The organism is Geofilum rhodophaeum (genome assembly GCF_002210225.1).
GTDB classification, from domain to species: domain Bacteria; phylum Bacteroidota; class Bacteroidia; order Bacteroidales; family Marinilabiliaceae; genus Geofilum; species Geofilum rhodophaeum.
The window spans coordinates 60193-86642 of sequence record NZ_MWUJ01000006.1; the positions used below are offsets into that span (position 1 = coordinate 60193).

Genomic DNA, 26450 nt, shown 5'->3' on the forward strand with positions numbered 1-26450 from the left:
TACAAAAGAAAGCAGCAAGGGCCAAAAGGTGTTTTCCTGCTCGCCGCATTTGTGTATCTTCGTAGGTCGAATCCCAAAACAGGAAGAACTGCTTTATGAAGGTGTGTATAGCCGAGAAACCCAGCGTAGCCAGAGAACTGGCCCAGATACTTGGCGCCCAGTCGCGCAAGGACGGCTATTATGAGGGCAATGGTTATCAGGTGACCTGGACTTTTGGACATTTGTGTACCTTAAAGGAACCGCACGACTATTTGGCCGAATGGAGACGCTGGTCGCTGGGTACCCTGCCGATTATTCCTTCCCGTTTTGGTATAAAGGTGATCGACGACCAGGGGGTGCTGAAGCAGTTTCGGGTGATCGAGCAACTTATGAAATCGGCCGAGGAAGTCATCAATTGCGGGGATGCCGGTCAGGAAGGGGAGGTGATACAGCGCTGGGTACTGCAAAAGGCCGGTTGCACTTGTCCCGTTAGGCGACTATGGATATCCTCGCTTACGGAGGAGGCTATTCGCGAGGGTTTTAACAAGCTGTATGCGGGGAGCGACTTCGATCGGCTTTACGCGGCGGGCAGTGCGCGCGCCATTGGCGACTGGCTGCTGGGTATTAACGCTACACGCCTGTATACGCTTAAATTTGGGGGCCAGGGCCAGGTTTTGTCGATTGGTCGTGTGCAGACGCCCACGCTGGCTTTGATTGTTGAACGCCAGAAAGAGATTGATCATTTTGTACCGCAACCCTATTGGGAATTGAAGACCACATACAAGGAGGTGGTTTTTAACAACACGGAGGGGCGCTACCTGAAGCAGGAGGAGGCGCTGCAGGCTATGGAGCGCATTAAGGGCAAGCTCTTTGAAGTGACCGGTTTCGGGCGTAAAAAGGGCAAGGAGGCGGCGCCTCGTTTGTTCGACCTGACCTCGCTGCAGGTGGAGTGCAACCGCAAATTCTCTTTTTCGGCCGACGATACGCTGAAGCTTATTCAGCAGTTGTATGAGAAAAAACTGACCACCTATCCCAGGGTAGATACTACCTTTCTGAGTAACGATATGTATCCCAAAATCGGGGGCATACTTAAGGGACTCAAGCCTTATGAGCAGCTCTGTGCTCCGGTCTTGGCCAAAAAGATTCCGAAATCGAAGAAGGTTTTCGACGATACCAAGGTGACCGACCACCACGCCATTATTCCCACAGGCCAAAATCCGCCTTCGTCGCTGAGTCGCGACGAGAAGCTGGTATTCGATTTGGTGGCCCGGCGCTTTATCGCAGCCTTTTATCCCGATGCCATCATCAATACCACCACCGTGGAGGGACGGGTGGAGGATGTCAATTTTAAGGCCACCGGAAAACAAATTCTGGACCCGGGTTGGCGGGTGGTGCTGAAAATGAGTCAGGGTAAAGGAGAGGAGGGCGTATTGCCCGAATTTACCAAGGGCGAAAAGGGGGAACATACGCCCGATTTGCAGCAGAAGGAAACCCAGCCGCCCAAGCCTTTTACGGAGGCTACCTTGCTGCGGGCGATGGAAACGGCGGGCAAACAGGTGGATGATGAGGAGTTGCGCGATGTGATGAAGGAAAACGGCATTGGTCGCCCCTCCACGCGGGCCGCCATCATCGAGACCCTCTTTAAGCGGCGCTACATTACCCGAAATCGCAAGAGTCTTGCTCCTACACCCATTGGCACCCAGCTGATTGATACCATTCGCAATGAGGCGGTTAAATCGCCCGAGCTGACGGGCCAGTGGGAAAAGAAATTGCGTGAAATTGAGGAGGGAAAGTACGATCCCGGGGCCTTCATGAATGAATTGAAGCAAATGGTGTCGGACATTGTGCATACGGTGCGACTCGAGCCCAGTATTCCGATGATTGCCCCGGTGGAGGAGGAAGCGCCTAAAAAGAGTGCCCCGGCACCTAAGCCGGAACAGACTGAGCCCTTGTTCTGTCCCCGCTGTAAAAGTGGTAAAATGTTGAAGGGGCGTTTGGCCTGGGGCTGTGAGGATTACGCTAAGGGTTGCAAGGTGTTGATTCCCTTTGAGTTTATGGGTAAAAAGATCAGTGAAAAGCAAATGGGCGACCTGGTGTTGAAGGGCAAGACTTCGGTCTTAAAAGGTTTTGTGGATGCCCAGGGGCAGGCGCACAGCGGCAAGCTGAGCTGGGACGCAGATTTCAAGCTGGTGCTGGAGGAGTAGGTTTTTTGTACTTTCCGGCTTGATTTATTGGGGCTTATTTGTATCCTCTTTTTGAAAACAAAAATAATCTGAGGCCTTGTGTGCTGAGTCCACAAACGATTATGTACTACCGTTTTTCAGGGGAAAGCATTGAAGTGGTCAGTTTTAGGGGCACCAAAATGAATCCTGAGACTTTAGGCCTGTAGATTAGATTACTTCAACAGCTCAGTGGATGTCATTAATCGGGCACCTCGTTTTTCCATATCCTTAAAGGCTTTATCGGTATCCTCGGGCTGCAGGTTAACGCCCCGTGTGGCATCGGTCAGCAGATTGGCTTCGTAGCCCAGTAATAAGGCATCTTTTACCGTGTAGTACACACAATAATCGGCTGCCAGTCCGCATACAAATAAACTCGTAATGCCGTTGCGCTTGAGGTAGGCATGCAGACCGGTTTCCTTGAGGTGACCGTTGTCGTAGAAGGCGCTGTACGAATCGATATCGGGGTCGCTGCCTTTAAAAATAACGTTGTTGATGAGGCCTTGGTTGAGCAAAGGCGATATTTCGGCACCGGGACTCCCCTGTACGCAATGGTCGGGCCACAGCACTTGTTGCTGCCCGTGGAGTCGAATGACTTCTCCTACCTGGCGATTGTCGTGGTTGGAGGCAAAGCTCCCATGGTTGGCCGGATGCCAGTCGCGCGTAGCCACAATCAGCTTAAAATGCTGTTGAATGTTGTTGATGACGGGTATGATGGCATCGCCCTGGGGTACGGCCAGCGCACCGCCGGGTAAAAAGTCGTTTTGTACGTCTACGATGAGTAAGGCCTTCATAGGTCTGTTGTTTTGAGGTTATTGCACTTGAAATTTTTGCCGGTAATTCAGTATCAGGTCCATCCGTTTGTTGTAGAGCTGCGCTTCGAGTCCCACGGGATAGAGATGGGGATTGGTGAGTCGCCGTATGCCGGCATCCAGCTGCTCGAGTTGTTGGGCCCGGCGTTGTCGGATGCTGTTGAGCTCGGGCAAATCGTACACCAGCTGACCCTTTTGCAGCACAGGCTGCAAAAGATCTTCATAGCGGCTGTTGCAGTTAGCCACGCTCTTGCGCCGGGTGGGGTCGGCGGGGTCAATGAGCAAGGGCAGCTCCGGAAGGCGGTCACGCTCGTCAAAAATCATGTCGCAGGCCAGCTTATTGTTCTTGTAGAACCTTCTGACCTGCTGTATGCCCGGTATGTTTATCTTAATGGATTGTTCAGAAAGCTTGATGCGGTCTTCAAAGTCGCCCATATCGTTTTCCATGGCCGCCAGCTTGTACACGCCGCCCAGGGCAGGCTGGTCGTAGGCGGTCACCAGTTTGGTGCCAATGCCCCAGATATCGATGGCGGCTTGCTGCTGTTTGAGACTGGCAATCAGGTGTTCGTCCAGGTCGTTGCTGGCCACAATTTTCATAAAACCGAGACCTGCCGACTCAAGTTTTTGTCGGGCCAGGCGACTCAAATAGGCCAGGTCGCCCGAGTCGAGGCGTAGACCGGTCATTTTATAGCCCTTTTTCAGCATTTCCTGAGCCACGGTTATGGCGTTGTCTATGCCCTGAGGCGTATGGTAGGTATCTACCAGAAATACCGTATTGTTGGGCATGCTGTCGGCAAACTCGCGAAAAGCTTGCAGCTCATCGTTATAGGCCTGCACCCAGCTGTGGGCATGGGTCCCCAGCACGGGAATGTTGTAAATTTTTCCGGCATATACATTGGAGGTGCCTATGCAGCCGCCTATGTAGGCGGCGCGACTGGCCGACACAGCGCCATCAAGTCCCTGGGCACGCCGGAAGCCAAATTCCATGACCGGATCGCCTTGGGCGGCATCGCAGATGCGGGCCGCCTTGGTGGCTACCAGGGTCTGGAAGTTGATGATGTTGAGCAAGGCAGTTTCCACCAGTTGGGCCTGTAAAACAGAGCCGCTGACCCGCAAAAGGGGCTCGTTGGCGAAGACAACCGTACCTTCGGGTATGGCCGCCACATCGCAGCTGAAGCGCTCCTTACTTAAAAAGTCCAGAAAGGCAGGATCAAAGATGGGGCGCTCGTCGTTGCCCCTGAAGTCGCTCATATAACACAAATCCGAGTCACTGAAACGGAAATCCTGCAGATAAGCCAAGGCTTGTTCCAGTCCCCCCGCCACCGCATAACCGCCCTTAAAGGGAATGTTGCGAAAAAACAGGTTGAAAACTGCCTTTTTTTGATGCAGCCCTTTCTTCCAGTAGCCGTGTGCCATGGTCAACTGGTAAAGGTCGGTCATCAAGGCCGGTGCCTCACGATAAATGGATGTATTGGGGCTTTTCATGCATGTACAACAAACAAATAACAAATATAGCTGCAAAGTACCGCCCGGCAAAATAAACAGGCGGCACATTTTCCGCTGCTTTTGGTGGTATTTGTTTATTTTTGCCGCTTTAAGGCATCAATTTACCGAAAAGTATGCACGCACAAGGCAAAACCTGGCGCCCGATTTCGACCGGTCATCTCTTTATTTATTTCCTCAAATGGCTGGGCTTAAGTCTGGTGGTGGGGGGACTGGCAGGATCGGCGTCGGCTTTTTTTCTGTGGAGTTTGGATGTGGTGACGGTATTTCGAGAGGGACATCTTTGGCTGGTGTGGCTTTTGCCTTTGGGCGGATTGCTGATTGGTTTGACTTACCATTATTGGGGTGAGGACGTAGTGAAGGGGAACAACCAGTTGCTGGAGGAGTTTTATTCGCCCAAGAAAGTGATTCCCTTACGCATGGCCCCTTTGGTGCTGTGGGGCACACTGGCTACGCATTTGTTTGGCGGCTCGGCAGGCCGGGAGGGTACGGCGGTGCAAATGGGCGGGGCCATTGCCGATCAGTTTACAAGAATTTTTAAGTTGCGACCCCGCGACCGGCGGGTTTTGTTGAGTATGGGGGTGAGTGCCGGTTTTGCCTCGGTTTTTGGCACCCCCCTGGCCGGTGCGGTTTTTGCGCTGGAGGTCTTTGTGGTAGGCAAGGTGCGCTACGACGGCATTCTTCCTGCTTTTTTGTCGGCTTTTGTAGCTCATTGGGCCTGTCACGCCTGGGGCATAGGACACACAGTCTATACCATTCCATTGGTGCCCGATTTGCAGCCCATCCATCTCTTACTGGCCGCTTTGGCAGGCATTGTTTTTGGTCTGACTGCCCGCAGCTTTTCCTTCCTGGCCCATTATTGGGTACTGTTTTTTAAGCGCCTGGTGCGTTGGGCGCCTTTACGACCTGTGGTGGGTGGATTGGTACTGGCTTTGGCTTTTTGGGCCCTGGGCGATTCGCGCTACATGGGTTTGGGCATTCCGGTGATTCAGGAAAGCTTTGTCTTGGAAGTCCCTTATTATGATTTTGCACTGAAGTTGTTGTTGACCACCTTTACCCTGGGGGCCGGCTTCAAGGGTGGGGAAGTCACCCCCCTGTTTTTTGTCGGAGCCACCCTGGGCAATGTACTGGCTTTGTTTGTGCCTTTGCCTATGGCGCTGTTGGCGGGAATGGGTTTTGTGGCTGTTTTTGCCGGTGCCACCAATACGCCGCTGGCCTGTATTTTTATGGGGATAGAGCTCTTTGGGGTAGAAAGTGGCGTATTCATTGCCCTGGCGGTGGTTATGGCCTACCTTTTTTCGGGACACACCGGCATTTACGGCAGTCAGCTCATCGGCAGTCCCAAACACCTTTTGTTGGGGCGGGAGCGGGGAAGGGCGCTGCACGATTTGTAGGGGGCGTTTTTCCTGAGCTTATTCTTTATGCCTGGATCTGTATAGGAGGCGTTTAATCATTTCCATCTGCAACAATCCACTCCAAAGCGGCAGACTCAGATGCTTCTTCAGATAATGATGCTGAACGACAACCAGGGCCAGATAACCAAAGTTGGTAGCCAAGGCGGCACCGGTAGCGCCCCATACTCCGATTAAGAACCAACCACCAACGAGGACAATGAACAAATTGGCCATGCTGCCCCAGAGGTTGATTTGGTGTCTGCCGGTCCCCGAAAAATAGTGGCTCGAAAGGAGGCTTTGTCCAAACAGAAAAGAGGCCGGCAGCATAAGCACGATGTAATGTTTCAATCCGCTGAATTCTGCGCCAAAAAAGAAAGTGTACAGCTGAGCCGGGACCAGTACTAAGGCCAGGAGGGCTGCGGTTTGACTCCAAAAGGCGAAGAAAACATAGCGCTGGTAAAGTTTTTGATGGTAGCGGGTACTGGTCGAATTGATGATGCGGGAGTAGAATACCAGGGAAAGACTGCGGTTGATGATCCATATGGCTTCGGTAATGGATACTGCGTTGGAGAAGATGCCGACTTCCTGCAGCGAACCGAGGCGTTCGAGCAGGTAATAGCTTCCTCTAAAGCTGAGCAACTGAATAAAAGTGCCGGTCTGGTTGAGAAAACCATAACGAAACATGGCTTTTACATCTTTCCAAAAAGTGCTTTTGTCGATCCCTTGCATGCCTTTAAGGTAGCATTTGGCGCCATGGAGGCTCAAAATAAACAAGGCCAGATAGCTGATGGAGAGGGTGTGAATATAGCTTTCAACGGTAAATTCCCCACCCCAATGATAGAAAGCAGCAATCAAGAGTATGTTGAACAGGGGTTGGACAAATAACAGGAGATTGTAGCGGGTAATGCGCTCTTTTATCAGATATATGGATAAGTTGTTGGTTGCCAGTGCGGAAAGCAAGGTGCTGAAGCTGAGCCACAGGCTGTTTTCCAGACTGAGAAATTGCCCCTGATACACAACAAGGAAAACAAGGCTGCTGGCCACAAGGGCCCAGCCGTTGGCTATAAAAAAATAGTTCACGGAAGGCCTTTTGGGAACCAGATAAGTGAGAGAAATGATGCCAAAAACGCCTGTAATGGCGGTGCTTAGTCCCAGTCCCGCAATAAACAAGCTCTGAAAACCCTTCCCTTCAGCCCCCAGCCAACGAGACAGCAGGATGGCGACCCCCAGGTTGATGAAAGCGGTGAGGACTTTGGTAAGGAAGGTGGCGCTTATTTTTTTGAGCATGGTATGGGCTTGAGCATTTGGCTGTACAGATCCATGTATTGCTGACCAACTGCCTGAAAACTGAAATGTTCACGGGCATAGGTCTGGATTTTATCTGCTTGGAAACGTGTTTTCTGGGAGGGGAAGTCTTTAATGGCTTTAACCAGGGCCTTTTCGTCTCCAATGGGGATCAATATTCCCCGCTCCGGGGCAATGAGTTCTTTGGCCGGACCGCTTGCCGTTGAAATAACGGGGATCCCTGCTGCAAAGGCTTCTGCGATGACTACCCCAAAGGTCTCGTAATTACTAAAGAGCAGGAGTACATCACTTTGATGAAGGGCTAAGGCCACCTCTTTGGGCTTTAGGGCGTAGCGGAAGCTTACCACATCTTCGAGTGGCGTGCCCTTCAGATTCTTCTGCCAATATCTGTCGGAGTTACAAGTTACGACCAACAACTCAAAATCTACGCCTTCGTTTTGCAAAGCCTCCATGGCCCGGAACAGTCCTTCGCTGTTTTTTTGCCGATTATTGAGGGTGGAGATATGAATCAAGCGCAGTTTTTCGGGGTGGTCTTCCTTATGTTTGGGGAGATACAAGTCGGTATCTACCACATTGGGCACCACCTGGTAGCAACCGTTCAAGTCCTGATTGCGCATGGACCTGGCCAGGTACCCGGATACCGGACAAATGAAGGAGGCTTTGCGCAGCACCCATTTTGTCATTGTTTTTTGAAAGGGACTTAAAGGAGTGTTTTTTTCAGGCAGATAGCCGGTCCAGTGTTCCGTTATCAAATAAGGGCTGCGGGTAAAAAGCTTAAAAAACAGGGCGTACAAACCAGAAGGGTAGGCGACGTTGGCGTGAATGACATCGGGTTTTCCCTGCTCGCGACAAACTTGGCGGTAGTGTTGGCTGTAGCGCCATAGCTTTTGGAGTACCAAAAATATTTTTCGCAGTCCTTTTCGGGGAAGGACCTGACTTTCGTAAAAATGAATGGTGGCTTGCAGGTCCAGCTCCGCCTTATTGGTAAGGGGCAGACTGCTGACGTGGAGAAAGGATACCCTGGCAAAGTGCGCTACGGCTTCTGCGTGCTTAAGGACAAAGTTGCCATCCAGAGGGGCCTCCTGATTGGGATACCAAGAACTTAAAAACAGGATATGTAGTTTTTTGTCTTTTGGCATGACCAGGTTTTAAACAAAGTGATTAAAACCACCCCGCGGGGCCTGCTTCAACAGTTTTCCTGCCTGCTGCCATTGCAGGCCGCCTGCTTCGGTAATGTGTCCGATGGGATAGAGGTCCTCGCCAAACTCTTTTTTATAGGCCTCCCGGAGTTTGGGCAGTTGTTCCCCGGCAACAGTAAGCAACAAACAGTAATCTTCTCCGCCAGAGGTGGCCAGTTCGTGGGCGTCCATTTTTCGGGCCCGACTGAAGGCTTGGAGCTGGGGCGAAAGGGGCAGCTGGTCCAAGTCGATGTGTGCTCCTTTTTTGGAGGCTTTGAGGATGTGTTGCAAATCGGAAGCAATGCCGTCGCTGACATCCATCATGGCATGCACGCTTTTGTGTTGAGCCAGCCACTGTCCCTGTGCCACATGCGCCTGAGGGCGCAGGTGGCGCTGAAGCAGCCAGTCGCTGTCGGCCTGTCCCTGCCAGTCGTTCAGCAGCACTTGCAAGCCGGCCGCCGAATCGCCCAGGGTGCTGGTCACTACAAGGTGGTCGCCCACCTGCGCGCCGGAGCGCAAGCGGGCCTGCCCTTTGGCGATGGTTCCGATAACGCTGATGTTGAGAACGAGCTTTTGTGGAGAGCGGGTGGTGTCGCCACCCATAAGGGGAAGCTGATGCTGCGCACTCAGCTCGTGATAGCCCTCCATCAGCTCGTCGAGGTACTCTACGGGAACGTCGGAAGGTATGGCGATGGATAAAAAGGAGCCGGTGGGACGGGCGCCCATGGCGGCAACATCGCTGAGATTGACGGCCAGGGCCTTATGGCCCAGGTCGCGGGCACTCATTTTTTCGCGGATAAAGTGGATGTCCTCCACCAGCATGTCGGTGGTGATCACGAGGTCGTGATCGCCGGCTGGCAATATGGCACAATCGTCCCCAATGCCCATGGCATTGGGTGCCAGAAGGTCTTCAAAGCGATGGGCAAAGCGTTCGATGAAGCCAAATTCTCCGATCTCTGATAGTTTCATACTACAAAAATAGTAAAAGCACTTAATAAAAGCGGGGAAGACTCAATGAATAAGTCCTCCCCGCCAGGCCATGTCTTTAATCTGCGCTGAGCAGCGCATGGTCGTTTTTTATTCCTGCGGCACTTCGATCATGCGCAGGCGATCGCCGGCTTCGTCAACAATGCGGCGATAATAATTTTCGTCGTAGCCTGGAAACTTCGCAGGGGCTGGGTTGCCGTGCGCATTGCGCAGAAACTCGCCATCTACTTCCTCGTGCAGGTTACCGTCGAGGTATTTCACCGTTAAAAACTCACCCAACTTTTTCCATCGTTCTACGGTCAGCCGGGTCTGGTTGTGCGAATATTCTGTGAGAAAGGCGCTGGCCAGTGCCGGATCTTGCTGATGAAGCGCTAAAGCTGCTTCATCAATCACGGGGCCGTAGGCGGCAAATTTATCTTCCAGCTCGCTTTGTACCTTGCGAATGTCGCCAATCATGTGGCTGTAACGGTGGTAGGCCTGGTTAGATACCCAGTTGAATACCCAAAAGGCGGAGGTCCATGAGAACTCCAACATATTGCCGTTGCCCTGGGCCAGTTCGTGGGGAATACCGTTCATACCCATGTAAATGGGCAGGTAAACCGACATGTTGGCATCGTCCACGCCAAACCACAGAATGCCGCCGATGGCATTGGGCAACCAACTGCGCATTTGGGCTACAAAGGAGAAGCCGGTCTGCTGGGTGGCAATGGCCCGCTCGTTGAAATATTCTACGCCATCTACCTCCCAGGTGAGCGGACGCCAGCGGTAGGGCTTGCCGTAGGGACCGGCACCGGGATCTTGCGTCATCGAAAGGGGGGTGTTCTCATAGTAGTCGCGCATGATATTTTGCACGTCGCGTACGCCGACCTTTTTCTCGGGTTGGATGAAAAGTGGCATACGCTCGTCGCTTTTTCCCTGAACAAAATCAACATACTTGTCCATTTCGGGGTTCATGAGGCGAAATGCGCTCCATACGCGTGCCTCGCAAAAACGAATGGCTCCAAAATCCAGGGGCGCATAAGCATCGGCAAAACTGAAGTCCTTGTTTTTGCCATTGAAATAGCCCATTTCGCGTGCGAAGGATATAACGTCGTTGGCGTAAAGTACATTATCCTTATCGTTGAGATCAAAGGTGGTAATACGAGCCTGGTTGGCATGCGCCGATACGTATCCGTCGGGGATGCGTACGGCCACCCATACAGCGCCCTTGTTGTCGGGTCCCTTACCAATCAGCTCCATAATCCAGGCCTCGTTCGGATCTACAACGGAAAAAGACTCTCCGGAACTGTAATAACCGTATTCTTCTACCAGTCCGGTCATTACTTCAATGGCTTCGCGGGCAGTGCGTGCACGTTGCAGGGCAATGTAAATGAGACTGCCATAGTCTATGATGCCGGTGGTGTCGCGCAGTTCGGATCGGCCACCAAAGGTGGTTTCGGCTATGGCCAGTTGGTGCTCGTTCATGTTGCCAATAACGGTGTAAGTTTGCGGTGCCTGAGCAATTTTTCCCAGATATTTTCCGGTATCCCATTCCCGTATGTTCAGCATGCTCCCCTCGGGATATTCTTTACCCGGCCAGTAATACAGCTCCCCAAAAAGATCGTGAGAGTCGGCGGCATAAGAAACAAAGGTGGAGCCGTCGACAGAGGCCCCTTTGGTAACAATGACATTGGTGCAGGCGTTACTTTGCTGCCACCCCGCCTGCAAAAAAGCAAGAGACAGCGTGGCCAAAACCAGTTTTTTGTTCAACTTCATGTGTTAAAATGCTTGGTGTATTTGTACTTTTATCTATACCTGCAAATATATACAATAGTTGCCACTTAAGAAAAGCCAACCGGAATGGCCAAAATTTTCTCCTTCATCAGCTCGGTTTCTCCGTCCCACCGATAAGCCATCAGGTGTCCGTGTCCGGCAACACACGCGTCTACGCAACATAAGTTGGGGCTTTGTATGTTCAGCTGCGCACCAATGCAGTAATGGCCAAAAAACACAAGCGGTGCTTCCGCCGGATAAGGGCTTAGCAGAGGCAGTATTTGCTCAGGGATGGTATAGTCGGGCAATACAAAGCGATTGCCAAAACTGAGGTCCCTGAAGGTGAGGCCCCGGGGATCGGCCCACCATTTTATGCGAAAGCGCGTGCGCCGGATATTTTTACTGTCTTTGAGTATCAAATCCGGGGGCAGCGACAGTTCCAGCCCTCGGGTGGTTTCATTCACTGCCTGGGCAAACTCGCTCTTTCCCTTTATTATTTCTTTGATTTGTTTCTTGCTAATTTTGCCTTCGCTGATGCTTTGGGCAATCAGCTGAATGTGCTTGGGGTTATAATAGGCATGAACCACGCGCAAATGACCAAGCGAAAGGAAAAATGGCAGCGTACGCAGCCATTTTACATCGCCCTGCAGTTGCTCCTCATCGCCTTGGTATTGTGCCCTTATTTGCTCCATTTGTTTCTTTCCGGCAGGGGAGGGTTCTGCCAGGGATAAGGCCTTTTTGTTGTGGGTAAAATAGGCCATCATATTGATTTCATGATTCCCAAGAATGGCGTAGGCCTTATGGTTTTGAACCATTGCTCGTATACTTTGTATTACCTCCGGGGTTTGTGGCCCCCGGTTGGCAAAATCTCCAACAAAAATGGCTTTTCGCCGGGGGTGTTGCCATATCCCGTCAATACAGCTGTAATCCATTTGCGACAGCAGGGTCGTCAGTTCGCTGTAGTGACCATGCACATCGCCAATGATGTCGTAAGCGGACGCAGTACCGGGGTTTTCTGCTTTATGAAATAAACCTTTCATTATTTTGGTCTCTGTTTGGGGTTTGGTAGTTCAGCATCAACTAAATTGCGAAAAAAAATCAAGTAAAATTCAATGCCATGAAAAAAATAAGATGGGGAATTATAGGCTGCGGCGACGTCACAGAAAGAAAAAGCGGTCCCGCTTTTTCAAAAGTGCTTAATTCTGAGCTTGTAGCGGTAATGAGGCGAGATGCCGGATTGGCTAAGGATTACGCCGCCCGACATAAGGTTCCGCGTTGGTATACCGATGCCGATGCCTTGATAAATGATAAAGAGGTGAACGCAGTTTATGTAGCCACACCTCCTTCTACGCATGCCGAATATGCCATCAGAGCCATGCGGGCCGGCAAACCGGTATATGTCGAAAAACCCATGGCCGCTACTTATGCCGAATGTCAACAGATGTTGCAAGTGTCTGAAGAAACCGCTGTCCCTTTATTTGTAGCTTACTACAGACGCAGTTTACCGGAATTTCTTGCGGTGAAGAAGGTCCTTGACGAAGGGGCCATTGGCCGGCCTCTTTTGATTAACATCAAGCTATTGCGGCCTGCCTTGGATAATGAAAGGGCAGGTGACTCATGGCGCGTGGATCCAAAGGTGGCTGGTGGGGGCCTTTTTTACGATTTGGCTTCGCATCAACTGGACCTGGTTTCCTTTTTGTTTGGGAGTATTGTAGAAGCCAGAGGCAGCAGCGCTAACTTCGGAGGGCGCTATTCGGCAGAGGACACTGTTGTGGCCAGTTTTGAGACGGAAAGTGGCGTTATGGGAAGTGCTGCCTGGTCTTTTGTTGCAGGGGATGCTGCCCAAGAGGACAGTATGGAGCTTATTGGTACTAAGGGCAAGGTGGTTTTTTCAGGATTTGGACATCGCCCACCTACACTTTTCAATGAAAAGGGAGAACGAATCCTGCCCTTCACCAATCCGGAAAATATTCAGTATTATTTGATTGAACAGGTGGTGCAGACCTTATTGGGTAAGGGCAGTTGTGTGAGTATGGGGGCTTCTGCAGCCGAAACCAATCGGGTGATGGAAAAAATTCTGGGGAGAAAGTAGGAGGGCGCTCTTAACAGTCGGGGACATAATTAAAGAACTGAGGGGGCTATTTCCTTCTGTTGGTGTCACTTTTTTTGCTATTTTTGCGGCAAAATAAAAAGGAGAAAAGATGTTTGAGAATCTCTCGGAAAAACTGGAACGATCGTTTAAACTGCTGAAAGGGCAGGGTCAAATAACCGAAATAAATGTTGCTGAAACTTTAAAGGAAGTACGCCGTGCACTATTGGATGCCGATGTAAACTTTAAAACAGCGAAGACCTTTACCGAGACGGTGAAGGAAAAGGCCTTGGGCCAAAATGTGCTTACGGCAGTTAAGCCGGAGCAAATGATGGTAAAGATTGTGCACGACGAGCTGACTCAATTGATGGGAGGTGCTTCGGTCGACATCAATACCAAGGGCAACCCTGCTGTAATATTGATCGCGGGTTTGCAAGGTTCCGGTAAAACCACCTTTTCGGGAAAGCTGGCCTCCTTAGTTAAAAATAAGCGCTCTAAGAACCCCTTGTTGGTGGCTGGCGACGTGTATCGTCCCGCTGCAATCAATCAGTTGCAGGTATTGGGCGAGCAGATTGGCGTTCCTGTATTTACCCAGGAGGGCAGTAAGGATCCTGTCAAAATTGCCAAAGATGCAGTAAAAGAAGCCCGACAAAAGGGCTACGATTTGGTCATTGTGGATACCGCCGGTCGCCTTGCCGTAGATGAGGAAATGATGCAGGAGATTACCGCGGTGAAAAAGGCCATCGATCCCGACGAGATACTCTTTGTGGTAGACTCGATGACGGGTCAGGATGCTGTTAATACCGCAAAGGAGTTCAACGACCGACTCGATTTTGACGGGGTGGTGCTGACCAAGTTGGACGGGGATACTCGTGGTGGTGCTGCGTTGTCGATTCGCAGTGTGGTGAACAAGCCCATTAAATTTGTGGGTACGGGTGAAAAAATGGACGCACTTGATGTGTTTCACCCCAGCAGGATGGCCGACCGTATTTTGGGAATGGGCGACATTGTTTCGTTGGTGGAACGTGCCCAGGAGCAATTTGATGCCGATGAGGCCCGCAAGCTGCAAAGTAAAATTGCCAAAAACCAGTTCAGCTTCAACGACTTCCTGAGTCAGATCCAGCAAATCAAGAAAATGGGCAGCCTGAAAGACCTGGCTGGGATGATTCCGGGTATGGGTAAGGCCATTAAAAACATGGATTTTGACGACGATGCCTTTAAGGAGGTGGAGGCCATTATTTTTTCCATGACCCCCGAGGAACGGGAAAACCCTGCTGTTTTGAACGGCAGTCGCAGAAAGCGAATTGCAGCCGGTAGCGGCACAAGTATTCAGGAGGTGAACCGACTGATTAAGCAGTTTGAGGATACCAGAAAAGTAATGAAGATGATGGGGCAGGGCAAAAACCTGTCGAAGTTGATGGCCAACATGTCTATGGGTGGTCGTCGCTAAGCAAGTAGTTTAAAACCCCAAACACCTAATTTATGCAACTTATTGACGGAAAATTGACCGCTCAGGCGGTAAAACAGGAAATAGCAGAAGAAGTTAAGAAGCTGCGTGCGGCCGGCAGAAAGCAACCGCATTTAGCTGCGGTTTTGGTGGGCAATGATGGGGGTAGCGAAACTTATGTGGCAGCCAAAATTAAGGCTTGTGAAGAGGTGGGCTTTGCTTCCTCGTTGGTGCGTTTTGATGCAAGTGTAAGTGAGCAGGAATTACTGGCTGCCGTAGAGCGTCTGAATAAAGATGCCGATGTGGACGGTTTTATTGTGCAATTGCCCTTACCAAAACATATTTCCGAGGAGAAGGTTACTGAAGCAATTGATCCGGCCAAAGATGTGGATGGTTTTCATCCTCAAAACCTTGGCCGAATGATTACCGGTGGCGATGCTTTTGTGTCTGCTACCCCCCAAGGCATAATGGAACTCCTGAAGCGTTATAAAATCGAGACCAGTGGGAAACATGTTGTCGTTATCGGAAGGAGCAACATTGTTGGTCGCCCCATGAGTATTTTGCTTTCGCTAAAGGGATATCCGGGCGATGCAACCGTTACCGTTTGTCACAGCAGGACCGCCAACCTGAAAGAACTTTGTCTGCAGGCCGATATTATTGTTGCCGCCTTGGGCATACCTGAATTTTTAAAGGCCGATATGGTCAAGGAGGGCGCCGTGGTGATAGATGTAGGAACTACTCGTGTAGCTGCGCCCGACACCAAGCGGGGCTGGCGTTTGAAGGGCGATGTGGAGTTTTCGACTGTGGCACCCAAATGCAGTTACATTACACCTGTGCCTGGTGGTGTGGGACCCATGACCATTGTATCCCTTTTATTGAATACCCTGAAGGCCGCTTCGAAATAGTACACACAGATACCTGGAATTTTTGATGAAACTTTTAGTCCTAAGTCGCTTAGACTTGGGACTAATTTTTTGTACTGCGGATGGTTCGGTATTCATTGGCCCAGGGCAAATGTGAAGAATTGGAAAATTAATTTAAAAAGAGTACTTTAGAATGGTCTGTATTGTTCTGTTCTGTTATAATATGTATTTGATTAATTTTCTATGAAAAGTTCGTGCTTGCTTTTAGTTATCTTATTTCTGTTTTCAGGGGCCTTGCCTACAAAGGCAGGAAACACACCACCCTCCTGTGTGCTGACTTATCCGCACAATAATGCCTATTATCAGACTGGGAAGGATATTCATATTCGGGTTTATGCCAGCGATAAAGGCGGCACTTTTGATGCGGGAAGTGTAACTAAAGTTGTTTTTATGGCCAATGATGAGCCGATACATGAAGCTGCTGCGCATCAGGCCCATATCTATCATTATGTGTGGGAAAATGTGCCTGCCGGCACCTATCGACTGACGGCCACGGCCACCGATGAGCAAGGGCTGTCCTTTACCTCGGCCGGGGTTTGGCTGACGGTGGGCGAAGAGGAACCGGTGCAGAAGGGCATCAGTGCGGGAAAAGGCAAGTATTTGGGAAACATCATTAGTTTTAGGGGACCCGAGCGGGATTATCTGAAATACTGGAATGGAGTTACTGCTGAAAACGGTGCCAAATGGGGCAGTATTGCCCGAACCCCCGACCAGGAAAATTGGAGGGATGCAGACATGGCTTATGATTTTGCGCGTGTGAATAACTTGATGTACCGCTATCATGCCCTCGCATGGGGCAGTCAATATCCCGAATGGATCAAGGAACTGAGCCCCGAATCCTTTCAGGAAGCACTGGAGGGTTATATGGCCGATGTGGCGGAGCGCTATCCTTTTACCGACCAGGTGGATGTGTTGAACGAACAGCTGCGCGAACATGCGGAGGGAACTCAATATTTTAGAGATAAACTTGGAGGTACAGGAACAACGGGTTACGATTGGCAAATCTGGATTTTTGAAAAGGCGCGCGCCTATTTTCCCGACAGCAAGTTGGTGTTAAACGATTATGGTTTGGAGAATGACCCCACAGCGATTACTGAGATGCTTGGACTGGTGGCTGTTTTGCGCGACAGGGGACTTATAGATGGCTTTGGCAGTCAGGCGCACTATTTTAATGTGGATCAGATGGCCGCAAACCCTGCGACCTTAAAGCAGCGTATAGATTTGATGGCTTCAGGAGGGGTACCGGTATATATTACGGAGCTGGACTTAAAGGGGAGTGCTCAAGATGAAGCCAGTCAGGAAGCCTCGTATAAAAGTGTTTTTCCTGTTTTTTGGGAACACCCTGCGGTGGCCGGTATAACGCTTTGGGGAACCATTGAGGGACAAACTTGGGCCTCAGGAACGGGTATTTTCAATAACGATGGAAGCAAGCGGGCAGCCATGCGATGGTTGGAAAGCTATATGACCGGGCAAGTTAATGTGGGCTACCCCCACGTGGGTGTGGAGGCGCCAGAGGCTACTTCTCTGTTGGTAAATGGTGAGTTTGATTTGGGCACGACCGGCTGGAGTCTCCAAAACAACAGTGGCGCTTCTTCGGTCATGGAGGTAGTCGGCGGAGCCGGTTTATCGGGGCAGCAAGCCCTCAGGGTTTGTCCCCAGAATGCCGGAAGCGAGGGTTGGCACATTCAGGTGCGGCAAGGGGTGCCCATTGAAGCAGGCACTCGTTACGAGATTGAATTGCAGGCCCGGGCCGACCAAGCGCGCAGCATAGACATTGCTGTACAACGTGACAGCAATCCCTACACGACCTTTTATCAGTCCACCCTTCAACTGGGGACAACAACTGAAACCTACAAGCTGTCCTTTACTGCCGATGTTTCGGATGCGCAAACCGCACTTAAGTTCTATCTGGGCAATGATCCTGCATGTGTTTACCTCGATGCGGTAGAAATGAGCGATGGGCGTGTGACCTCAGACAAGGTGACCGTTTTGGATGATGAGGGTTTCAGCGTTTGGCCCAATCCTTTTAACGAAGGTTTTCAGGTGGTGCTGACCAGGCAGGAAGCCGCTCTATTGCAATTGTTTAACCTGCAAGGCCAGTTGGTGCTGGAGACGTTGGTTGAGGGAAGCTACAATGCGGAGAATATTGCTCTGCCTGCCGGTGTTTATTTGTTGAAAATTATTCAAAACAACCAGGTTTATACCCGAAAGCTGGTACGATATTAAGAGCTTAACCTGTTCCAAAATGAAGGGGGATGACCAGTATATATGACCATCCCCCTTCTTCGTGGTACAGTTATAGGGTGTTAGGGAGCTGCATCAATGCTGCCACCCAGACTGGTGCTTACAGCAACTTCCCTGGGATCACCACTGTATTCGATCCGTGCTCCGGTGGCAGAGCGGGCTTCCAGTTTCCCACTTACCTGTAATTGAACATTGGCTCCGGTGGTTGCACGCACCTTTACGCTTTCTGCCAACAGAGCATGGCCTACAAAGCGACCGCCAGTGCTGACATCAAGGTCGAGTTCCTCCACTTTCCCGGCCAGTTCGGTGCGGGAGGCCGAAACGTTGGCTTCAATGCGGGCCACATCGATGTCTTCGAGTTGGATGGCGGCATCGGCACCTGTTTCCAATTTGAGAAAGTCGGCCTCGAGCAGCGCTTCGGCATAGACGGCTGCTCCCGTTCCTACACTGATTTCGCGCAGCGTTTGGTAATACAGGTAAACATTTACTGCTACGTCCTGATAGATTCTGGCCTTCATTTTTATAGTGAGGTCTTTGCCACTTTGTTCAATAAGCACATCTTCGGGGAGGGTATTGCGGATGTGAATTTCGGCCTTCGGGGCGTCTCCTTCAACAAGGGTGACATTTATGCCGCGGCTAACACGGAGGTTTTCGAAGGGGGCCAGGGTCCTTAAGTCCACCTCCACGCCGGGCTCGGCATTGAATTGGGCTTGCAGTCCCACGCCGATAAGGACGAAACTGAAAGTCAACAATAGTTTGTTCATAATGTGTTATTTTAGAATAGATAATTCCGTTGTTACAATAATTGAGCCAGAGCCTAAGAGAAGAGTTCGATTATCTCCTCTTTACTCAGGTCGTTCAGGGGATTGTTGTTGTTGACAAAAACATCGGCCAATTGGGCTTTCTTCTGTTGCAACAGGGCGATTTTCTCTTCTATGGTACCGGTTGATAAAAAACGGTACACAAAAACGTTTTTGGTCTGACCAATTCGGTGGGCACGATTAATGGCCTGGGATTCTGCGGCCGGATTCCACCAAGGGTTTAACAAAAATACATAGTCGGCCTTCGTGAGATTGAGTCCCACCCCCCCTGCTTTAAGAGAAATTAAAAATATGGAGGCGTTTTTATTGAAATCCTCAATAACCCTGGCGCGTTCACGGGTGGCGCCTGTTAATACGGCATAGGGAAGTTGCTTGCTATCGAGTTCGATTTGCAACAGTTTCAGATCTGTCGTAAAGGACGAGAAGACCAACACATTGTGGCCTTCTGCCACAATGCTTTCGAGCTGATCCACGATTTGGTCGAATTTGCCGGAGGACCCCCGATAATCGGGGTCGGCCATTTTAGGGTGATTGGCTATCTGACGCAGTTTGGTGAGGGCCTGCAGGGCCATGATGGCGCTTTGCTTAGGGTCTTTGTGTTCAAAAACCTGGTAGATGCTGTTGCGTATGCCCGATTTTTCCCGCTCATAGTAACTGGCCTGTTCGGGGCTCATTTCACAATACTGTACCTGCTCCATAACCGGCGGAAGATCGCGGGCCACTTTTTCTTTGGTGCGCCGCAATAAAAAGGGCTGGATGAGTTTCTGAAGCTTTTCTTCCTTTTCGGCGGATTGCTGACGGGTAATGGGCTGTACAAAGTGTCGTTTGAAAAAGGGAAGGGTACCCAGCAAACCTTTATTAACCAAGTTCATTTGGGCCCAGAGATCGACCAGGGAATTTTCGATGGGGGTACCGGTCAGCGTTAGTCGGTGCCGGGCTTCAATTTGCTTTACAGCATCGTAAATTTTGGAGCCTGGATTTTTAACGTACTGACTTTCATCGAGTATACAGTAGTGGAAGGGGTAGGTGGACAGGTAATCAATGTCGTTGCGCAGAATGCCGTAAGAGGTGAGTACCACATGATAATGCCGGAGAATTTTCCCTATGTCCTTACTTTTTAAGCGCTTGCCTCCGGTATAGTTGTATATTCGCAGGGACGGTGCAAATTTTTCAAATTCGGATTGCCAATTGTGTACCAACGAGGTGGGCATAACGATGAGGCTGGCGGCCCATCCGCTGTGGTTGAACTTTTTGGGCTGAGGGGATGCAAAAAGAGACAGTTGCGCTGCCGCAGATTTAGGGCTTTCTTCTGCATCAGGTTGGCTTGCTGTATTTTGGTATATTTTGAGCAGCAGGGTAATGGTTTGCAGGGTTTTCCCCAGGCCCATATCGTCGGCCAAAATGCCCCCATAGTTGTTCTCGCGAAGAAAATTGAGCCAGGCAAAACCTTCCAGCTGATAAGGCCGGAGTGCAGCTTGCAATCCCGTCGGGACTCGGGTTTCGGAGAAAACAATTGGGGTATTTTCAGCCTGCTTATCGATGCTTTTGATGCCGTGTTGTACTCTTTCCATTATTTGAAAATGAGTGCGCGGCAGTCGCAACACTTGCTTGTCTACCCGGGCATAGTCGAACAGTTCGCTGAAGCGGGAAAACCATTCGGGCGGAATCATAAACAGCTGGCCATTGGGGAGTTCATATTCCGGATTTTCGTCAATCAGGTGCTTTCGGAATTTGATGAAGGGGATGCTGAATTCACCAATGATGACTCTTGCACGTATCTCAAACCAGTCGTTGCTTTCTGTGCTGTCGAGTTGCAGGCGAGGCTGACCGACAAATATTTCACGGTTATCGAAGGCCGTATCCACACTTACTTTCAGCTTTTTCAATGCTGCCCTTTGTGCACTTATCCAGCTGGCTATATGGGCCAGCGTCGCGCTTTCACTGCTGTTTGGGGGACAGTCAACAGGTAAAAACAGGGCGTCGGTATTTTGCTTTAGGCCCAGCTCCTTAAGTTGCTGTTTTACGGCTTCCTCGTTACCAAAGTCGCGGCGAATTTTGTGGAAAGTGTAAGTCCCTTTTTCGTTAACACAATCCACATAAACCGGGGCTTTTCTGTCGGCCAAAAAGGTTTTGTTGCGATAGGCAAAATGCAGGGCAAGCACCGGTTGGTTGTGCAGGTTTTTCAGCAGGGCCAGATGCGGCAGGGGTTCTTCGTCAATATAAAGGATGCTAAAGCCTCTGGCAACAATATTGAAGTTACGCACACATTTGGATACGAACCCCTCCATATAAGCGGGGACCTGACGCTCTGGAACTATGATGACGCCTTTGTTGATAAAGGGTTTGAATTTATTGCTGTCGATGTTTTCGAGGAAATAAATGCGATTGTGGATTTTGAGCACAGCAGTGTGTGTACAAAGGAATTCAACAGGTCTGCCCAGCAACGAAAAAATCTTTGGGGGACGATCCTCATCCAATTCCTGCTCAATTTTCAAGGAGTAGCGCAACTCATTGTCTTTAAGCTCGAAATCAAAAAGAGGCTGGGCGGCCTTATTGTAGATAAACATCCGGTCACTTTCGTACAAATTGCTGAAGGTGTCGTCTTTGTAATAAGTCTTTAATTTCCCACCGGCAAGCAGACAAATGGCTTGGTAGATGATTCTGTCTATAAAGGGTAGAATTTCTTTTTCGAGCAGGGGGTTTGTTTGCAATTTGCTCATGAATTCCTTAAGCGTGTCTTCACGTCCGTACTTCCTAAACAAATTTTGCTCACTGATTTTTGCCAGCAAAAGAATTACGGCCTCCTCCTGAATGGAAAAACGTTCGGGTTGATCTTTAATGTGTTGTGGGGTGGCATGTTCATGAAGTAATATGGGTTGGTTTTCATGAAAACTGGCAAAATAAGGAATGACGGTTAAACCAAGGTGGCGCTTGTTGGTGAAAACGACGATGAGTTGTTCCATCTGGAGGCTTTGCATTACTGTTAAACCTACAAATATACGAAATGTAGCTTTAGGGAAATGCAAAAAGGCCGTTCTATGAACGGCCTTTTTTTTGTCGGATTTAAGGTCTTGTTAGCGAATAACAATCTTTTGGGTAAGGGTCTCCGACTGGTTCTTGAGTAAGATCAGGTAGATTCCTGGTTGGATGTAACGATTGATGGTAAGCACAGTCTGGTTCTGAATGTTTTCTTTCCACATTAAACGTCCCTGAAGATCCATGCATTCAACTGCGGCGCCATTTTCGGCAAATCCCGAAGGAATACGCACGCTAAATTGCCCATTGGATGGGTTGGGTTGAACGGTGAAGGCACCTGCCTGCTCCTCAGGTTCTTCCATGTGTGCGCTTTTCCGGCGAACCAATTCAAACATCTGATTGGTGGCGCCACTGATGCAATCCCATTGAAGAACATTGGCGCCATTGTCGTTGGAAGCATTAGAAACATCGAGGCATTTACCGCTGTTGCGGGGAATAATGCGGTAGCGTCCGGTCCCCGCATTTTGAAACTTGAATTGCTGGCCTTCTCCTCCCCAATAATTCCAAATATGAATATTGGCCCCATTGGAAGTAGAAATACCGTCAACATCCAAGGCCTTGGAGGTGGCAATGACCGGCGTTATACGATGCCATTCGCCACCCACATTGCTGATGTTAAACTGTTGTGCCTCTCCGCCCCAGGAGTCCCATTGCACAATATTGGTTCCGTCAGAAGTGCCCCAGTCGTATACATCCAGCGCCTTTCCGCTGTGCACGGCGATTATGGAGTAGGTGCCACTAACGTTGGTGGTTGTAGCACCGGAGGAGGGTGCCCCCAAATTGATGCTGCAGTTGCTGGTACGCACCATTTGGGTGTTGGGATTACAATTAGAAACGGTGCCACTCAGTACATGCGTATCGCTTGCATCTTCCAGAAAAATACCGTGGCTGCTGTTGTTGGCGATATCTACTTCGTCGATGGTGCAGCCGTGGCTTCCAGAAACACTAAAAAATCCTCGACCTGATTCTCTTGAATAAACCTTCTTAACCCGAATGTTGGGTCCATTGTCGTTGGCCACACGAAAGGTGGCATAGCCTCCGCCATAACAATTACGTGTACCGGTAACGACGCCTACTGTTGCATTGCTGGACTGGTTAAGTATGAGTCCACAACCTCCTGAGTTGTTCACTGTAACGTCTCCAATATTAATGCCGTTAATGCCGTAAGTTTCGATTCCGTGGCCCAAAGATCCATTAATATAAATGTTTCCACTTATGGTAAGATTGCTGGCTGCGCCAGTAGAAGCATCTACACGAATGCCCAGACCAACGGTACCGGGGTGACTAAGCTCCATTGTAATATTGTGGAGAGTTACACCCGAGCAACCGCGAAACCACATCCCATAACGAGGAGCCCCGGTGACGCGCAGGTTTCTAATTGTAATGCCGTCACGCCGGTCGGCATAGATGCCAACGACCAAATCCCCACCGTTACAGTTAATCGTGTGGTCATGAAAATCCAAAACCTGATTGGCACGTGGCCTAATGGCGTAAACATTGCCTCCGTCAGGACCGGAATCACCTGAATTCCAAATGTCGATGGTGCCTGCGCTCATGTTGTTGCAGGCGGCCGTAACGGCATCGAACATCCTGGTTCCTGTGTAAACGGTAGAGCCGTTGACTTTAGCGGTCCATGTACTTCCTGATCGGGAGACTGAGCCCTGGCCCCAAACTGGTGCCAGACTTGCTGCGACAAAAAGACTTGAGAGCAGCAAAAATTTGTACAATAATTTCATAGGGTTGTTTTTTGATAAATAAAACCTTCCCCTCTTTCAACTTCGTTTAGCAATTTATAACACATTTTAAGCTAATGAAATGCACATAATGGGCTTTTTTTTGTACTATTTGGCACAAAGCCCTGGTTTTCAGGTCTTGTTTTATAAGTGTTTTGTACTTTTCTCGTTGTATATCCTGCGTTTTGCTATTGTTGCTGTTGAAATATTTATGTTTACAAAGTGATTAAATAAGCAGGGTAAAAAAAGGGGCAAAGACCCCTAAAAATTGTTGAATCTTGAACAAAGCGGAGAGGCAGCAGTTATTATCCAAACAGAAGTTATACTTAAATATTTTTTTCAGATGAAAACGCACTTAATTATATCGGCCCATCCCTCAGAGAACAGCTTCAGCAACTATTTGGCGCAACAGCTCACAGAACTTTTCCAGAATAACGGCTGGAAAACTGTGTGGCGCAATTTGTACGACGGCAGTTTCGACCCGGTTTTGTCGGGATTGGATCTGCAGACATTGAAAGCAGGAAGCATCCCGGAGGAGATTCGTAAGGAGCAGTTAAAAATGGCAGAGGCAGAATTGGTTACAGTTGTTTATCCGCTTTGGTGGGCCAGTTTCCCGGCCGTATTGAAGGGTTACATCGATCGGGTGCTGACCAATGGGTTCGCCTACAGCTATGGTCCGGAAGGTGTTAAGGGTCTGCTTGGAGGCAAACGAGTGGTGCTGCATACCACCATGGGCAATACCGTGGAAGAGTACGAAGACAAGGGCTTGATCGATGCTTTTAAAGCCAGTCAGGGCGACGAGGTTTTTGGTTTTTGCGGAATGACCGTAGAAAATCATTTGTTTTATCCGCAAATAACACTGGCCGACGAAGAAAAGCGCAATCATTTCCTTGAGAAAGCCCTGGCTGCTTATCCCGAATTGTAAAGCAGGACGGCCCTTTGCATTGTTTTTGGTAACTTTGCCTTTAAGCAAAGTAAAGTGCTCATGTTGGCAGACGATATTTATCTTACCATAGCGGGCCCTTCTGAAGGCCTCTATAAAGAAAAAGGGAGCAAGTTTTTGGCATATGCCTGGCCGGTAGAGTCCGAGGAGGCCATTAAGAACTATGTATCCGAATTAAAAACCAAGTATTACGATGCCCGGCATCATTGCTATGCCTGGCAACTGGGTACCGATGGGATGAACTTCAGGGCCAACGACGATGGAGAACCTTCAGGCACTGCCGGAAAGCCCATTCACGGTCAAATTCGTTCGCATGAGCTGACCAACGTGCTGATTGTGGTGGTGCGCTATTTTGGCGGAACCAAACTCGGAACAAGTGGATTGATCCACGCCTATAAAACGGCAGCAGCCGATGCGCTGGCACAGGCGGTGGTGGTCGAGAAAACAGTGGATACTCAGTTTACCTTGCGCTTTCCCTATGAGGCTATGAACGATGTAATGCGGGTGGTAAAGGAGGAGGAGCCACAAATCATTGAGCAATCCTTTGACTTATCCTGTGTTATGATGCTGGCCGTGCGACTTTCAAAGGCAGAGCAGCTGCGCACGCGTCTCGAAAAGATTGATTATCTCACCCTGGACGATTAAAGCACCAATGTTGGGTTTTTATTGCCGGGGGGCGGAACTTCCCAGCTGATGGTAGATCTGAAAAGTGGTTCTCTCCGGCTCAATGTTCACCTTAACGGTGTCGCGCTGGGTGCCACTGAGACCTTGTTGCTCCAACAGCAGTTTTTGTTCTCCCGCTGGCAGGGGAACACGTGTGTAGTGCAAAGCATAGGGCAGCGACTGCCAGTTTCGGGTATCTGCTTTTTCGGTCATGGCGTTTACAATGCTGACCAGAGCACCCAGGTTTTCATTTTCACTTCTGGTGGCTTGCTCCATAACCTGTTTGGTGGCCAAACGCAAGAGGTTGTTGCCCATTTCACGCAGCATGCGGTCCTTGAGCGACTGATGGGCAATTTTGTTGATGTTTTGTGCCATTTCGAGCGGGTAAACCTCTTGCTGACTGCGAAGAACAGCACTGTGATAAAGGGGTTGGCGTTCGAGATAGCGAGGAAAGGCCATACGAATAAAGGAAAGGTTTTTGAAGGCAGCTGCCTGGTTGGCTTGACTTTGTCCCAGCTGCAAGGGATAGGTTATGCCCAGTTCATCGCTGCCAAACAACATGGTTCCATTGCGAACACCCATATTTGTCAGGTTAAGACTCCATTCTGATTTCACGGGGCCCAGTCCGTTCATCCACAAGTAAACCAAATCACCATAGCCCTCCTTAACTTCCGGAGTCCTTAATCCAAAGGCCTTTTCGTAGCGCGCAACTTCCTCATGAAAGCCGGTCATGCGGGCAGCGTAGAGCAAATCCAGTTTCAATTGCCGCGGTGCCTGCAGGCCAAACAAGGATTGGTAGTCGCTTTCGTAAATCTCCAGGGCATTGCGGTAGGCAATGAAGGCGTTGTTGTAATCGCCCGCGGCTTGGAAAACGATGCCCATTAGGTTGTGGGCAAAGGCGTCCCGCGTGTATTTGTTTTTATGTTCCTTGTAGTTTTCGTTGAAAGCCAACAGCAGCAGGTTAACTCTGCGACATTCAACAAGAGCCCCTTCAAAATTGCCCAGTGCAATAAAATTCAAAGCCTTATAGTAGTGCACCATAATGGCCTCAAAATCCTCGGGCCGATAGGGACGTACCATGGGGTTTGAGACGAGTGCCAGCGCTTCAAATCCAATGTTTTTTCGATAATCTTCGATGTAAAAATCGGCCCGATCAAACCAGGTATTGCTGGCTTCGTGTTCGCCCAGCATAAAATGCACCACCCCTTTATTCATGAAATACAACACACGATGGTTGTTTTGGGGCCATTTTTTATCCCGTTCGAGAGATTGAAGTGCCGACTCAAAATGACCACCTGCAATATCCTCTTGTACCGCCATGGTCTTCTGATAGAAGGTGGCACAACCACCTCCCGTCAGAAGTAAAATAAGCGATATCAGCAAAAGGTATCGTTTTTGCATGGCCTTGGGTGTCTTGAGTCT

General features: G+C 49.8%; 19 protein-coding genes. 8 read left to right on the forward strand and 11 right to left on the reverse strand.

Annotation, left to right across the window (positions count from 1 at the left end; translation table 11 throughout):
• Positions 1–95 precede the first annotated feature (95 nt).
• Entirely contained in the window at positions 96–2183 is a 2088-nt protein-coding gene (locus B4W65_RS07605) for a type IA DNA topoisomerase (RefSeq protein ID WP_088654547.1), read from the forward strand.
• 191 nt (positions 2184–2374) lie between these two features.
• Here the strand turns inward: B4W65_RS07605 and pncA are convergent, their stop codons facing one another.
• Together pncA and B4W65_RS07615 are read right to left on the reverse strand one after the other, a co-directional pair.
• Positions 2375–2992, reverse strand: coding sequence for a bifunctional nicotinamidase/pyrazinamidase (gene pncA / locus B4W65_RS07610; RefSeq protein ID WP_088654548.1), 618 nt, complete (start codon positions 2990–2992; stop codon positions 2375–2377).
• Positions 2993–3010: 18 nt separating this feature from the next.
• A complete protein-coding gene (locus B4W65_RS07615) occupies positions 3011–4495 on the reverse strand; it encodes a nicotinate phosphoribosyltransferase (protein ID WP_088654652.1) in 1485 nt (494 codons plus the stop codon).
• Positions 4496–4629: 134 nt separating this feature from the next.
• Between B4W65_RS07615 and B4W65_RS07620 the strand changes: the two genes are divergently transcribed.
• Positions 4630–5907, forward strand: coding sequence for a voltage-gated chloride channel family protein (locus B4W65_RS07620; protein WP_088654549.1), 1278 nt, complete (start codon positions 4630–4632; stop codon positions 5905–5907).
• 18 nt (positions 5908–5925) lie between these two features.
• Here the strand turns inward: B4W65_RS07620 and B4W65_RS07625 are convergent, their stop codons facing one another.
• The 5 genes from B4W65_RS07625 to B4W65_RS07645 form a co-directional block, all read right to left on the reverse strand.
• Positions 5926–7194: a lipopolysaccharide biosynthesis protein gene (locus B4W65_RS07625; RefSeq protein WP_088654550.1), complete on the reverse strand. Its 1269-nt coding sequence runs from the start codon at positions 7192–7194 to the stop codon at positions 5926–5928.
• Positions 7179–8351: a glycosyltransferase gene (locus B4W65_RS07630; protein ID WP_088654551.1), complete on the reverse strand. Its 1173-nt coding sequence runs from the start codon at positions 8349–8351 to the stop codon at positions 7179–7181. The genes B4W65_RS07625 and B4W65_RS07630 overlap by 16 nt, the downstream gene beginning before the upstream one ends.
• A gap of 9 nt (positions 8352–8360) precedes the next feature.
• Positions 8361–9359 (reverse strand): thiamine-phosphate kinase, encoded by a 999-nt coding sequence (gene thiL, locus B4W65_RS07635; protein ID WP_088654552.1) that lies wholly within the window; start codon positions 9357–9359, stop codon positions 8361–8363.
• Positions 9360–9467: 108 nt separating this feature from the next.
• Positions 9468–11132, reverse strand: coding sequence for a dipeptidase (locus B4W65_RS07640; RefSeq protein ID WP_205741238.1), 1665 nt, complete (start codon positions 11130–11132; stop codon positions 9468–9470).
• Positions 11133–11197: 65 nt separating this feature from the next.
• The gene (locus tag B4W65_RS07645) at positions 11198–12169 is read right to left on the reverse strand and encodes a metallophosphoesterase (protein ID WP_088654553.1); all 972 of its coding nucleotides are present in this window, start codon (positions 12167–12169) and stop codon (positions 11198–11200) included.
• Between the two features lie 77 nt (positions 12170–12246).
• Here B4W65_RS07645 and B4W65_RS07650 point away from each other — a divergent pair, with 77 nt between their 5' ends.
• From B4W65_RS07650 to B4W65_RS07665, 4 genes are all read left to right on the forward strand, one after another.
• Positions 12247–13221, forward strand: a complete 975-nt coding sequence (locus B4W65_RS07650; protein ID WP_088654554.1) for a Gfo/Idh/MocA family protein — start codon at positions 12247–12249, stop codon at positions 13219–13221.
• Between the two features lie 109 nt (positions 13222–13330).
• A complete protein-coding gene (ffh, locus tag B4W65_RS07655; protein WP_088654555.1) occupies positions 13331–14668 on the forward strand; it encodes a signal recognition particle protein in 1338 nt (445 codons plus the stop codon).
• A 32-nt stretch (positions 14669–14700) separates the two neighbouring features.
• Positions 14701–15570, forward strand: a complete 870-nt coding sequence (locus B4W65_RS07660; RefSeq protein ID WP_088654556.1) for a bifunctional 5,10-methylenetetrahydrofolate dehydrogenase/5,10-methenyltetrahydrofolate cyclohydrolase — start codon at positions 14701–14703, stop codon at positions 15568–15570.
• 201 nt (positions 15571–15771) lie between these two features.
• Positions 15772–17814, forward strand: coding sequence for an endo-1,4-beta-xylanase (locus B4W65_RS07665; RefSeq protein WP_088654557.1), 2043 nt, complete (start codon positions 15772–15774; stop codon positions 17812–17814).
• A gap of 80 nt (positions 17815–17894) precedes the next feature.
• Here B4W65_RS07665 and B4W65_RS07670 read toward each other — a convergent pair whose 3' ends face one another.
• From B4W65_RS07670 to B4W65_RS07680, 3 genes are all read right to left on the reverse strand, one after another.
• Positions 17895–18596, reverse strand: a complete 702-nt coding sequence (locus B4W65_RS07670; protein ID WP_088654558.1) for a head GIN domain-containing protein — start codon at positions 18594–18596, stop codon at positions 17895–17897.
• A gap of 53 nt (positions 18597–18649) precedes the next feature.
• The gene (locus B4W65_RS07675) at positions 18650–21616 is read right to left on the reverse strand and encodes a DEAD/DEAH box helicase (RefSeq protein WP_088654559.1); all 2967 of its coding nucleotides are present in this window, start codon (positions 21614–21616) and stop codon (positions 18650–18652) included.
• 111 nt (positions 21617–21727) lie between these two features.
• Positions 21728–23425: an RICIN domain-containing protein gene (locus B4W65_RS07680; RefSeq protein ID WP_088654560.1), complete on the reverse strand. Its 1698-nt coding sequence runs from the start codon at positions 23423–23425 to the stop codon at positions 21728–21730.
• Positions 23426–23765: 340 nt separating this feature from the next.
• Between B4W65_RS07680 and B4W65_RS07685 the strand changes: the two genes are divergently transcribed.
• Together B4W65_RS07685 and B4W65_RS07690 are read left to right on the forward strand one after the other, a co-directional pair.
• On the forward strand, positions 23766–24347 hold the full coding sequence (locus B4W65_RS07685) for an NAD(P)H-dependent oxidoreductase (protein WP_088654654.1): 582 nt from the start codon (positions 23766–23768) through the stop codon (positions 24345–24347).
• A gap of 60 nt (positions 24348–24407) precedes the next feature.
• Positions 24408–25010: an IMPACT family protein gene (locus B4W65_RS07690; protein ID WP_088654561.1), complete on the forward strand. Its 603-nt coding sequence runs from the start codon at positions 24408–24410 to the stop codon at positions 25008–25010.
• Between the two features lie 18 nt (positions 25011–25028).
• Here the strand turns inward: B4W65_RS07690 and B4W65_RS07695 are convergent, their stop codons facing one another.
• The gene (locus tag B4W65_RS07695; protein WP_088654562.1) at positions 25029–26429 is read right to left on the reverse strand and encodes a COG3014 family protein; all 1401 of its coding nucleotides are present in this window, start codon (positions 26427–26429) and stop codon (positions 25029–25031) included.
• Positions 26430–26450: the final 21 nt, after the last annotated feature.